8 protein-coding genes are annotated in these 13,062 nt (G+C 64.1%); 5 read left to right on the forward strand and 3 right to left on the reverse strand.

Annotation, left to right across the window (positions count from 1 at the left end):
* From JNK99_RS11860 to JNK99_RS11870, 3 genes are all read right to left on the reverse strand, one after another.
* A partial coding sequence (locus JNK99_RS11860) for a 2Fe-2S iron-sulfur cluster-binding protein (RefSeq protein ID WP_291853257.1) occupies positions 1–1,766 on the reverse strand: 1,766 nt, incomplete at its 3' end.
* A 63-nt stretch (positions 1,767–1,829) separates the two neighbouring features.
* On the reverse strand, positions 1,830–2,327 hold the full coding sequence (locus tag JNK99_RS11865) for a hypothetical protein (protein ID WP_291853260.1): 498 nt from the start codon (positions 2,325–2,327) through the stop codon (positions 1,830–1,832).
* A complete protein-coding gene (locus JNK99_RS11870; protein ID WP_291853263.1) occupies positions 2,320–3,861 on the reverse strand; it encodes a hydrogenase iron-sulfur subunit in 1,542 nt (513 codons plus the stop codon). Before JNK99_RS11870 ends, JNK99_RS11865 begins: the two co-directional genes overlap by 8 nt.
* Positions 3,862–5,340: 1,479 nt before the next feature.
* On the opposite strand from JNK99_RS11870, the gene gyrA reads away from it, so the two are divergent.
* The 5 genes from gyrA to JNK99_RS11895 form a co-directional block, all read left to right on the forward strand.
* Positions 5,341–7,947 carry a DNA gyrase subunit A gene (gene gyrA / locus JNK99_RS11875; protein WP_291853266.1) on the forward strand — a complete coding sequence of 869 codons (2,607 nt, stop codon included), beginning with the start codon at positions 5,341–5,343 and terminating at the stop codon, positions 7,945–7,947.
* Positions 7,948–7,990: 43 nt separating this feature from the next.
* A complete protein-coding gene (gene pheA, locus JNK99_RS11880; RefSeq protein WP_291853268.1) occupies positions 7,991–9,082 on the forward strand; it encodes a prephenate dehydratase in 1,092 nt (363 codons plus the stop codon).
* A 28-nt stretch (positions 9,083–9,110) separates the two neighbouring features.
* The gene (gene hisC / locus JNK99_RS11885; RefSeq protein ID WP_291853271.1) at positions 9,111–10,199 is read left to right on the forward strand and encodes a histidinol-phosphate transaminase; all 1,089 of its coding nucleotides are present in this window, start codon (positions 9,111–9,113) and stop codon (positions 10,197–10,199) included.
* 34 nt (positions 10,200–10,233) lie between these two features.
* Positions 10,234–11,121, forward strand: coding sequence for a prephenate dehydrogenase/arogenate dehydrogenase family protein (locus JNK99_RS11890; protein ID WP_291853274.1), 888 nt, complete (start codon positions 10,234–10,236; stop codon positions 11,119–11,121).
* Between the two features lie 26 nt (positions 11,122–11,147).
* On the forward strand, positions 11,148–13,062 hold a 1,915-nt coding region (locus tag JNK99_RS11895; protein ID WP_291853277.1), incomplete at its 3' end, for a bifunctional 3-phosphoshikimate 1-carboxyvinyltransferase/cytidylate kinase.

Genomic DNA, 13,062 nt, shown 5'->3' on the forward strand with positions numbered 1-13,062 from the left:
TTGAGTTCGGGGAAATCGGCGAGAATCGCTTCGTGTACCAATCCCGTGCGTCCGCTCCAGTTGTCTTCCGGGGTGGGTTCCGAGAGAACGGGAATGAAGTGGAAGTTCTCGTGCTCGCGTGCCCAGCGGGCGGGCAGTTCCGGCAGGTAAAGGTCCTTGCGGCTCTTGACGCCCCAATAGAGATGGATCTCGCGCTTCAGACCGCGCCTGAAGGCATCCTCGACCATGCTCTTGACCGGCGCGAAGCCGGTCGCACCGGCGACGAAGACGATTGGCCGTTCGGATTCACGCAGGGAGAAGTCGCCGATCGGGCCTTCAAAGCGCACTTCGTCGCCTTCCTTCATGGCTTCGAAGACGTGCGTGGTGAAGCGACCGCCAGGCATCAGCCGAATCTGCAGTTCGACGAACTCGCCTTCATGAGGTGGATTGGCAAACGAGAACGCGCGGCGCTGGCCGTCTTCGAGGATGATGTTGATGTATTGGCCGGCCTTGAAGGCGATCTTCCGGCCTTCCGGCAACTTGAGCAGCACCTGCATGACGTCGTGCGTCAGTTTCTCCATGCGGATGACGCGAGCGGTGTACTCCTTGAATCCTTTGGGTTCAGCGCTCGCCTGATATTCGATCTCGGCGTCCTCGAGTGCTGTCGCACAGCACATCAGCACCTTGCCTTGCGCCAGTTCTGCAGCCGACAGGGCGCTCGGCTGGTAGAGGCCGGGATCGACCTTGCCCTGCAGAACGGTGCACTTGCACACGCCGCAGCCACCATTGCGACACTCGTAGGGCAGGTCGATATCCTGGCGCAGACCGGCATCGAGCAGGGTTTCGTCGAAGCGGGCGTGGACCGCCTTGTGGTCGGGGTGGAAGGTGATCGAGGTCAGCGCCATCGCCGCACCGCGCCGCTTCGGTGGCAGCCAGGGAACGAGGAAGAGCAGCCCGGTGAGGCCGAGCACCCAGTACCAGAGATGCAGGGGATTGGTGACATAAACCAGCGCCAGGACCGGCAACTCGAACCAGTCGAAATCGATGTCGGTCGGCACCACCGACATGTCCGCTTCGCCACCCTGGCTGAGGATCGGCTTGATCAGTGAGAGGGCCAGGAACATCAGCGTGACGGCGATGGCGATCGGGCGCGGCGGGTTGATGTGAGCGCGCGGCACGCGTTGCACATGCACCCACATGATGAAGGCGACGATCAACGGGGCTCCGATGTGGATGAAGGCGAGCAGGGTGAACAGGCGGCTGTTGACGCTCTCGAGGTAGAGGAAGTTACGGATCAGGGTGCCGTTGAACATCGGCAGGATGTCGAACCACTCGGCGGTGGCGATGACCACGAACTGCGCCAGCTTGTCCCAGACAAGCATGAAACCATTGACTCCGGCGATGTAGATCAGCCAGAGCAGGGCGACACCGGTCAGCCAGGAGAAGGAGCGAAAGCCGCGATAACGGTCGTAAGCGAAGTGCCGCAACATGTGAAGCAGCATGGTCAGGATCATGCCGTCGGTGGCATAGCGGTGGATGCTGCGCAGGATGCCGCCGGCCCACCACTGGTCGTGCGTGATCCTCTCGACCGATTCGAAGGCGTCATGCACGCCCGTATCGGCGAAGATGTAGAGATAGAAACCGGAGATCACCAGCAGCCAGAACTGCCAGAAACTGATGGTCCCTAGGTGGTAGAAAGGGTTCATCTTGTCGCCGAAAGCGACGTTGAAGACGTTCTCGACGCGCATGAAGAGCCAGCGCAGAATTTGTTGCAGGACTTTGACCATGGTCGATGTCAGCTCAGGAAATTGGGGATGTGTCTCTCGGCGGCCGTGCGACGGCCACGGTGATCATTTGAAGAACAGACCGCCCTTGTCGGGGTTGAAATCGATCACCATCACCTGACCCGGCTTGAGCTTGATCGCTTCCTCCTTGACGAAGTTGAATCCCGGCTTGACGAGGTTGTCGTTCATGCGCACCGTCACCCGGTGATCGCCGGCCTTCACCTCGAAACGCTTGTACACCGTGGACACACCGTCCTTGTAGAGGCCGGTCGGGTGCATGACGGTGTGGAAAACGGGCTGACCGTCGAGATCGACCTCCAGTCGGATGTCCGAGCGCTCGCGCGGGCAGTCCATCGGTGCGCGCATGTTCGGCGGCATCTTGGCCAGTTCCTCGGGGCTTCGCTTGCGACATTCGCGCTCGCCGAGGTGGCTGATCGACAGCTTGATGAGTGCGACGTCGTCGGGGATCTGCCTGTATTTCGGCGAGGTGGCAAAATAGCCGATGAAGGCGGCAAAAGCGCCGTAGAGGATCACCTGGCCGACGATGGCGGTGGGTTTAAGCATGGTGTGGGGATCTCCGCAGATAGGGTTGGAGTCTGTCGTCCGAATCGACTTGGCTTTCGAGCCGGGTTCGGAAGTCGGCCAGGGCTTCGGCCAGTTCAGTTCGGTCATGGCTGGAGGCAGCGACCACCTGCAGCCGGGAGATCGGCACCGTGCGGCGCAGGTGCGGTTCGCGCTCGCCTTGCAGACGCCGGCGGGTCCACCGGTCGCCAAGGCGGAATTCGCAGGCGCTTTCGCGGCAGGTGCTGAGCAGCACGCCATCGGCACCGCAGCGCAGCGCGTACTCGACGAAGGACGGTGGCAGCATGCCGGTGCATAGCAGGGGAATGACCATTGTGTCGGCGGCAGCCAGTGGCTTGACGTCGGCGCCGCGGGCACAGCCGAAGACAACGATGCGGCAGCCGCCCTCGAGGCGGGAGAGCGCCTGTTCGAGCTGCTCGCGCAGCGCATTGACCGGTTGCTGCGGCATGTCGATGCCGGTGATCAGGGTTTTGCGCCGGCGGAAAGGGGTGGAGGACGGGCAGGAACCGGCACAGATGCCGCAAGCGGCACAGAGGTCGGGATCGACGACGGCCAGCTTGAGGCCCGGCCGCTGCGGGTGCGCTTCCATGGCGATCGCGGCATAGGGACAGTCGGCAAGGCAGCGGTTGCAGCCGGTGCAGTTGGCGGCGTCGACCACGGCCACCGGATCCGGGCGCGGATGCGGCAGCAGCGGCAGCGCGAAGAGCAGGGCGGTGAGGACGAACAGCAGTGACCAGACGACGGCCGGCGAAGTCAGGTCGGTCAGTGGGTGGATGAACAGGATGAACCAGTCGAAGCCGAGTTCGCCCGGGACGCTGGCGAGGTCAGCCGGCGGGTTGCTGAGTGCCGGGGCGAACAGCGAGATCAGGAGCAGGACAGCAAAGGTGTTCAGCATGACGCGCCGCGAGGGCAGGTAGTCGACATGGCTGATGCGATGCACGTGGGCCCAGAGGCCGAGGATGAGCAGCAGCGGGACACCGAGATGGATGAACACCAGCATGGTGAAGAAGCGATCGTTAATCGAGTCGGGGGCCATGAAGTTGCGCGCTGCAGGCTCGCTGAAGATCGGCAGCCAGTCGAGCAGTTCGGTCGTCGCGATGGCCGACAGTTGCGCGAGCTGATCCCAGACGATCCAGTAGCCACCGATGCCGGCGATGTAGGCCAGCCAGAGCAGGGGCACACCGGTCATCCACGAATAGAGTCGAAAGCCGAAATAGCGCCCGTAGCACCATTCGCGCAGCAGGTGCAGCATCATCACCAGCATGAAGCCGTCCGCAGCATAGCGGTGCAGGCTGCGCAGCACGCCGCCCAGATACCATTGCTCCAGCGAGAGATAGCCGATCGAGTTGTACACGGCGTCGATGCCGGTGTCGAGCACGGTGTACAGATACAGCCCGCTGCCGACGACGATCCAGAGCAGATACAGACCGATCGCGCCAAGATGACGTAGCGGATTGTCTTCGCCGCCGAAAGGGGCATCGAGAGCTTCTTCGAAGCGCAGAAAGACGCTTTTCACGCCTTTGCGCAATGCTGCATGGAAACTCACGTCGCTGGGGTCCCTGGGCCGCTGCCGACCATAATTATTAGCCGTTGATTATATTGGCGGCTTGGCGGCGGCGAATTGACACGTGTCAAATCCGAAGCAAGCAGTCGTCACCGTGGCGCGGTCAGCCGTTGCGGTCGGCTGGTTGGGCTGCGCGGCCGGCGGGATGCTCCGCTGGGGTCGGCGGCGGCGCAGCGTTTACATCTGTGTTGCTCTCGGCTGTGTGACAGATTCAGCATGGCCACCAAGTGCCGCCGCCGGTCGGGAGGGGCGGTACCTGCTGCCCGGCGGGCTTGCTTGCTGCATGCCGGCTACGGACTGCGACGATCTTCGGCGGTCGCCGCTGCTGCGGCGATCATCAGCCGTGGGACCAGCAGCAAAGCCCTGCTGATCGCATTCCAGCCTCGCCCCTGATCCTGCCGACGGTCATCGAAGCGTGCGTAGCGGCATCGGCAAGTCGAGGAATCGCAGTTGTCGATGGGTAGCAGTGGTGCGGCACAGGCCAGGAAGCGCTTGCCCGCGATCTGCCGTGCTCCGGCGCAGGAATCTTCCTGGAGCTTGATCGAAACACCGCGATAGGGCGGGGTCGGGCGAGGGCGCTCGGCCCGGGAAGCTGTGCGGGTATCAAACGCTGTGTGTGTTTCCACCAGAAGCGCAGAGCGAGATCTACCAAAGCACAACAAACGAGCAGCCAAAGAGACATAGCATTGCCCTCCCGACGAGTAGTTTGCAGGACTGCTCAGAGACCTGTTTGACCCGGGTTTGCTAGCCGATGCTTCATCAGTGTGCCGCCTGGCGACGTCCCCGAGTCGGGGTGGCCTGTCCGGATTCGCTGACGGCAGGCCGTGTTGCCGGTCGTTGATGACCGTGTTCACGTGCCCCAGCCGGATGGCCGATCGATGTGGCCAGAGCGCTCCCACCGAGGGCGACCGCCCAGAGGAGCATGGCTACCCTTGCGGTGTTCACGTTCGCACTCATTGGCAACACTCCTTGGCCATCAGGCTGAGCAGGACGCCGCCCCGGCGGCCGCGGCGTGGTGTCTGGTCACAGCCCCGGTTCTCTTTGCCGGGCAGGCACCGGGGGACATGGCGTTCACGTCGCAACGTCCCGATCCGGTATCGAGTATGGCGCGTCCTTGCCCGGCTGAACAGTGGAAAGTCTCCCGCCGGTACCGGGAAAACTTCCCGGTTTTTCATCATGGGACAGCCTCTCGGGTGCCGTCTGTCCTGACCTTGCCGAGCAAGCCGCTGCCCTCGTGCCTGCGGCCGGTGTGGAGGGTGGTCCTGCTGCCGGAGCAAGGTATGCTGTGTTCGACGAGCTCGTCGGAGTTCATTGGCGCAGGACCCTCAATGCGCGGCTCGCCCGGCCGGAGGCAGTGCTGGCGTGATAGAATCTGCAGCTTGATGAAGACGACGACATTGTTCCTGAAGTCGCGTCGCCTGCGGAAAGAAGATGGAAGCTTTCGCCAAAGAAACACTCCCGATCAGCCTCGAAGACGAGATGCGTCGATCGTATCTCGATTACGCGATGAGCGTCATTGTCGGTCGCGCCCTGCCCGACGCGCGCGATGGACTGAAGCCGGTGCATCGACGAGTCCTGTTCGCCATGCACGAGCTGTCCAACGACTGGAACAAGCCATACAAGAAGTCGGCGCGGATCGTCGGTGACGTCATCGGTAAGTACCATCCGCATGGCGACACGGCAGTTTACGACACCATCGTGCGCATGGCGCAGGATTTTTCGCTGCGCTACATGCTGGTCGATGGACAGGGCAACTTCGGCTCGGTCGATGGCGACAACGCGGCGGCGATGCGTTACACCGAGGTGCGCATGGCGCGCATCGGACACGAGTTGCTGGCCGACATCGACAAGGAAACGGTCGACTTCGGCCCAAATTACGATGGTTCCGAGGAAGAGCCGCTGGTTCTGCCGGCGCGCATCCCGAACCTGCTGATCAACGGTTCGTCGGGCATCGCGGTCGGCATGGCGACCAATATCCCGCCGCACAACCTGGGCGAAGTGATCGATGCCTGCCTGGCTCTGCTCAACAGCGTCGAGATCACCGTCGACGAGTTGATCGACCTGCTGCCGGCACCCGACTTTCCGACCGCCGGCATCATCTACGGCGTCTCCGGCGTACGCGAGGGCTATCGCACCGGACGTGGCCGGGTGGTGATGCGCGCCAAGGTGCACTTCGAGGACATCGACCGCGGCAACCGCCAGGCGATCATCATCGACGAACTGCCGTACCAGGTGAACAAGCGGACCCTGCTCGAAAAGGTCGGCGAGCTGGTGAACGAAAAGCGCATCGAGGGGATCTCCGATCTGCGCGATGAGTCCGACAAGTCCGGCATGCGGGTGGTGATCGAGCTCAAGCGGGGTGAAGTGGCCGATGTGGTACTCAACTGCCTGTACAAGCAGACGCAGCTCCAGGATACCTTCGGCATGAACATGGTGGCCCTGGTCGACGGACAGCCGCGCCTGCTGAATCTCAAGCAGATGCTCGAGTGCTTCCTCTGGCACCGGCGCGAAGTGCTCACCCGGCGCACGGTCTTCGAGTTGCGCAAGGCGCGCGAGCGTGCGCATATCCAGGAGGGTCTGGCCGTCGCGCTGGACAACGTCGACGAGATCATCGCGCTGATCAAGGCTTCGCCAACGCCGGCCGACGCTCGCCGTGGCCTGATGGCGCGGTTGTGGACTTCGCCGACGGTTGCCGAGATGCTGGCGCGCGCGGCGTTCGATGCGACTCGGCCGGAAGGACTGGGTCTCGAATACGGCTTGTCGAAGAACGGTTACCTGCTGTCCGAAGCGCAGGCGCAGGCCATCCTCGATCTGCGCCTGCAGCGGCTGACCGGGCTGGAGCGCGACAAGATCATCGGCGATTTCGCCGATCTGCTCGAACGTATCGCGGATCTGATGGACATCCTGGCGCGTCCGGAGCGCATCACCGAGATGATCGGCGAGGAACTGACCGGCATCCGCGCCCAGTTCGGCGACAAGCGCCGCTCGGAGATAGTCGTCCACACCCAGGACCTTGGAATCGAGGACTTCATCACGCCGCTGGACATGGTGGTGACGCTCTCGCACACCGGGTACGTCAAGTCACAGCCGCTGGCCGACTATCGTGCGCAGCGGCGCGGCGGGCGTGGCAAGCAGGCCGCAGCAATGAAGACGGACGATTTCATCGATCATCTGTTCGTCGCCAACACGCACGATTTCATCCTCTGTTTCACCAATCGCGGGCGGGTGTATTGGCTCAAGGTGTACGAAGTGCCGCAGGGGACGCGCAGCAGTCGGGGCAAGCCGATCGTCAACCTCTTTCCGTTCGAGGAAGGCGAGAAGATCAGCGCCATCCTGCCGGTCAAGGAGTTTGCCGACGACCGCTACATCTTCATGTGCACCGCGCAGGGAACGGTCAAGAAGACACCCCTGTCGGATTTCTCCAACCCGCGGCGCAGCGGCATCATCGCGGCCGCGCTCGACGAGGACGATTTCCTGATCGGAGTGGAGATCACCAACGGCAGCCAGGACGTGGTACTGGTTTCCGACGCCGGCAAGGCGGTGTGGTTCGACGAGGAAGATGTGCGGCCGATGGGGCGCACGGCGCGCGGCGTGCGCGGCATGAGGCTGGCCGAGCAACAGCAGGTCCTGTCGCTGCTGGTGGCCGACAACGATCAGCAGACGGTTCTGGTGGCGACCGAGAACGGCTACGGCAAGCGTACGGCGCTGGCCGATTTCCGTCATTCGGGTCGTGGCACGCAGGGGGTGATCGCGATTGCCGCCAGCGAGCGCAACGGCAAGGTGGTTGCCGCCCGCCTGGTGCGCGACGATGACGAGATCATGCTCATCACCACCGGTGGTGTGCTGATCCGCACCCGGGTGCGCGAGATCCGCGAGCTTGGTCGCGCCACTCAGGGTGTGACGCTGATTGCGCTCGATGCTGGCGAGAAACTCGCTGGCCTGGAAAAGGTCGTTGAGACCGAAGACGACGCCGAGTTGCCCGGGCCGGTGGGCGGGAACCCGGTGGCGAATTCCGCTGCCGCCCAGGAAGAGGGGTGAGGCGCTTGCGGTGCGGCCGGCAGTGGGCGGCGGGGACGGCACGATGAGCGACGATCTGCAGCGGGAGCTTGGGCTCGTCCGGCAGCAGATCGACCAGGTCGACGGATGCCTGCTCGACCTGCTCAACCAGCGGGCACGACTGGCGCAGCAGGTCGGCGAGATCAAGTCGCGGCACGGCGAAGCGGGCTTCATCTATCGTCCGGAACGCGAGGCGCAGGTGTTGCAGCGCATCCAGGGAATGAACCCGGGGCCGCTCTCGAACGAAAGTGTCACCTGGTTCTTTCGCGAGGTGATGTCGGCCTGCCTGTCGCTCGAACAGCCCCTCGGAATCGCCTTTCTCGGGCCGCTCGGCACCTTTTCGGAAAGCGCCGCGACCAAGCACTTCGGCCACGCCGCGCGCTTGATGCCGCAGATATCGATCGACGATGTCTTCCGCGAAGTCGAGGCTTGTCATGCCGATTATGCGGTGGTGCCGATCGAGAACTCGACCGAAGGTGCCATCGGCCGCACGCTCGACCTGCTGCTGACGACGCCGCTGCGCATTTGTGGCGAGGTGGTGCTGCGTATCCACCAGCATCTTCTGTCGAACGAGGAATCACTCGGCCGTGTGAGCAAGGTTTATTCACACGCCCAGTCGTTGGCGCAGTGTCATGAGTGGCTCAATCGTTCGCTGCCGCTGGCCCAGCGCATCCCGGTGGGGAGCAACGCGCAGGCGGCGCAGCTGGCAGCAGCGGAGAGAGGCACGGCGGCGATCGCCGGCCAGGCGGCGGCCGAGCGTTATCAACTGCCCGAGCTGGCGAGCAACATCGAGGACGAGCCGAACAATACGACCCGCTTTGTCGTGCTCGGCCGCCATGATGCGGGGCCGTCCGGCCGCGACAAGACCTCGCTGATCATGTCGGCGCAAAACCAGACCGGAGCGCTCAGTCGGCTGTTGGCACCGTTCTCGGATGCCGGCGTGTCGATGACCCGGCTGGAATCGCGTCCGGCGCGCCACACGCTGTGGGAGTACGTTTTCTTCGTCGATCTCGATGGGCATCGTGATGACGCACCGGTGCGCACGGCGCTCGCCGAACTCGTCCGCCGGGCTCCCTACCTCAAACTTCTTGGTTCCTACCCGGTGGCCGCCTACTGAGCGGACGGGTCCCTTTCGAGGATCGCCAATGGCACTCCACGAGCAGTCGTTAACCTACGTCCGGGCGATTTCGCCCTATCAGCCGGGCAAGCCGATCACCCAACTGGCGCGCGAGATGGGGCTGAGCGTCGAACAGATCGTCAAGCTGGCCTCCAACGAGAATCCGCTCGGCATGAGTCCGAAAGCTCGTGCGGCGGTGCTTGCCGGCCTGAGTGATCTGGCACGCTATCCGGACCAGTTCGCGCTGCAGCAGTCTCTGGCCGAACGGACCGGGCTGGGTATGGAACGTGTCGTGCTCGGCAACGGTTCGAACGACGTGCTCGACCTGATCGCCCGCGTCTTTCTCGCACCCGGGCGCTCGGCGGTCTTCGCGCAGTATGCCTTCGCTGTCTATCCGCTGGCCACACTGTCCGCCGGTGCGGAACCGATCGCTGTCGCGGCCCGCGATTACGGTCATGACCTGCTGGCAATGCGGCAGGCGATCAGACCGGATACGCGTCTGGTCTGGATCGCCAACCCGAACAATCCGACCGGCACTTTCCTGCCCCATGCGCAGCTCAGGGAGTTCTTGCAGGGGGTGCCGGCCGACGTCGTGGTGGTGCTCGACGAGGCGTACAACGAGTATCTGCCACCGGCCGAGCGGGTCGAGACGATTGCCTGGCTGGCCGAGATGCCGAATCTGGTCATCACCCGCACGTTTTCGAAGATCTACGGCCTGGCCGGTCTGCGCATCGGCTATGCCCTGACCTCGGGCGACATCGCCGATCTGATGAATCGTGTCCGGCAGCCGTTCAACTGCAACAATCTGGCGCTTGCCGCGGCATGTGCAGCGCTCGACGATCACGAGTTCGTTGCTGCCAGCTATGCACTCAACCGCGCAGGCATGGAGCAGATCGTCGGCGGACTGAAGCGACTGGGCTGCACACACATCCCCTCGCATGGCAACTTCGTGACGTTTCGGGTGGCGGACGCTGTGCTGGTTAACCAGAAGCTGCTCAAGCAGGGGGTCATCGTGCGGCCGATCGCCGGCTATGGCATGCCCGACTGGCTGCGCGTGACGATTGGTACCGAAACCGAGAATGCGCGTTTCCTCGTCGCACTGGAGGCCGCGCTGTGACGACCTCGAACAACCGTGGCGGCGAGGTCTGCCGATGAGCGGCGCGCCCCTGTTCGGCAAGGTGGTGGTCTTCGGGGTCGGCCTGATCGGCGGTTCGTTCGCGCTGGCACTCAAGGCGGCCCGGCGGGCCGGCGAGGTGGTCGGTTTCGGCCGCACGCTGGGTTCCCTCAATCAGGCACTGCAATTGGGGATTGTAGACCGTGCCGGTTTCAACATCGGGCAGGAGGTTTCCAATGCCGACCTCGTCCTGATTGCAACGCCGGTCGGCAGGACCGCCGAGATCATGGCGCGGGTCGCTCCCTGTCTGGGAGCACAAACGGTGGTGACCGATGCCGGGAGTACCAAGGAGGATGTGGTCGCCGCGGCGCGGCTGCACTTCGGCAAGCGAATTGGCCAGTTCGTTCCGGCGCATCCGATTGCCGGCGCGGAGAACAGCGGTGCGCTGGCGGCGCGGGTGGAACTGTATCGTCACAAGCAGGTGGTGCTGACCCCGCTGGCTGAGAACAGCCAGGAGAGCATCGCGCGCGTGCGCGCCGCATGGGAGGCCTGCGGCGCCGTGATCCGGGAACTGACTGCCAGCGAACACGATCGCATCTTCGCTGCCGTCAGTCATTTGCCGCACCTTCTGTCCTTTGCCCTGGTGCATGAGCTGGCGCGGCGGGAAAACCGCGAGCTGCTGTTCGACTTTGCTGCCAGTGGTTTCCGTGATTTCACACGCATCGCTGCCAGTCATCCGGAAATGTGGCGCGACATCTGTCTGGCCAATCGGCTTGCCCTGCTCGACGAGCTCGACTGCTACCGCGCGCAGCTCGACGAATTGCGCGCCGCGCTGCAAGCCGGGGACGGTGCGCGCCTGGAAGAGATCTTCGACGTTGCCCGGACGGCGCGGCGTGCATGGGGCGAGAGCAGGGCGAAGGGGTGAGCTCGAATTTTCTCGACCTGCCGCAGATGCTGGCGGCACGCGGTACGGTCCGCTTGCCAGGCTCGAAGAGCATTTCCAACCGGGTTCTGTTGCTCGCTGCGCTGGCCGTTGGCCGAACGGAGATCCGCGACTTGCTGCACTCCGACGATACGGCGCGCATGCTCGATGCGCTGCGTGCGCTGGGCGTCGGCGTGGAATCGCTGGCGGCCAGCACGATCAGCGTCAGCGGAGTTGGCGGCCACTTTCCGGTGCGTGCGGCGGACCTCTTTCTGGGCAATGCCGGGACGGCGTTCCGTCCGCTGACGGCGGTGCTGGCGCTGGCGGGTGGTCACTACCGGTTGGCCGGGGTGCCGCGCATGCACGAACGACCGATTGCCGATCTGGTCGACGGTCTGCGTCAACTCGGTGCCGGGATCGACTATCTGGCTGGCGAAGGTTTTCCGCCACTGGCGATTCGTCCGCCGGAACGTTTGGCGAACGATCGGGTCAGGCTGCGTGGCGACGTTTCGAGCCAATTCCTGAGCGGTTTGCTGATGGCGCTCCCCCTGCGCGGCGTTGACACGACCGTGGAAGTCGTCGGCGAGCTGATCTCCAGGCCCTACGTCGAGATCACCCTGGCGACCATGGCACGTTTTGGCGTCGAGGTGCAGCGCGACGGCTGGCGGCGATTCACGGTTGCGGCGGGCAGCGTCTATCGTTCGCCGGGAGTGGTGTACGTCGAGGGCGATGCCTCTTCGGCGTCGTACTTCCTTGCCCTGGGGGCGATCGGCGGTGGGCCGCTGCGGGTCGAGGGGGTCGGTCTGGACTCGATCCAGGGAGATGTGCGCTTTGTCGATGCGCTGACGGCGATGGGGGCGCAGATCAGGGCCGGAGACAACTGGATCGAAGCCGCTGCACCGACTTCCAATTCGACCGGCGGCAGCCTGCGAGGCATCGACCTCGACTGCAACCATATCCCTGACGCGGCGATGACGCTGGCGACGACGGCGCTATTTGCCGCCGGGTCGACCACCTTGCGCAACATCGCGAGCTGGCGGGTGAAGGAAACCGACCGCATTGCCGCGATGGCCAAAGAGTTGCGCAAGCTTGGCGTGCGGGTCGACGAAGGTGCCGATTGCATCCGGGTGCATCCGCCTGCCGCCGGCGAAGGTCTGCAGCCAGCGACGATCGATACCTACGATGACCATCGTATTGCCATGTGTTTCTCTCTGGCGGCGTTGGCGACGCCCTTGCGGATCAACGACCCGCAGACGGTGGGCAAGACCTTTCCGGATTACTTCAAACGCTTCGCCGAGCTTGCCCGCCCGGTGCCGGTGGTTGCCATCGACGGCACCTCGGCTTCCGGCAAAGGGACGATCGCCTCACGCGTCGCGCAGGCACTCGGCTGGCATTACCTCGATTCCGGCGCGCTCTACCGCCTGACTGCCCTGGCCGCGGCGCGTGCCGGCATCGACTGGACTGACGAAGCCGGGGTGGCGTCCATCGCGGCAGCGCTCGACGTCGAGTTCGCCGGAAATCGGATCCTGCTGGCGGGCGAGGAGGTTGCCGATGCCATTCGCAGCGAGGAAATCTCGGCCGGCGCTTCATGCGTGGCGGCACTGCCGGCGGTCCGCAGCGCGCTGCTGTTCCGCCAGCGGGTGTTCCGCCGGCCGCCCGGACTGGTCGCCGACGGGCGGGACATGGGCTCGGTGGTCTTCGCTGATGCGCAGACCAAGGTCTTTCTCACCGCGACTGTCGAGATGCGTGCCCGGCGGCGCCATAAGCAGTTGATCGACAAAGGAATCGCTGCTAGTATTACAGACCTCTTGCTGGATCTGCGCGAACGCGACGAGCGGGATAGCCGACGCAGCGTCGCTCCGATGCAGCAGAGTACGGATGCTGAATTGCTCGACACGACGAACCTGACCATCGAAACAGCGGTGGCACAGGTGCTGGACTGGG

The sequence above is a fragment of the Accumulibacter sp. genome, assembly GCF_016789985.1.
GTDB lineage: Bacteria > Pseudomonadota > Gammaproteobacteria > Burkholderiales > Rhodocyclaceae > Accumulibacter.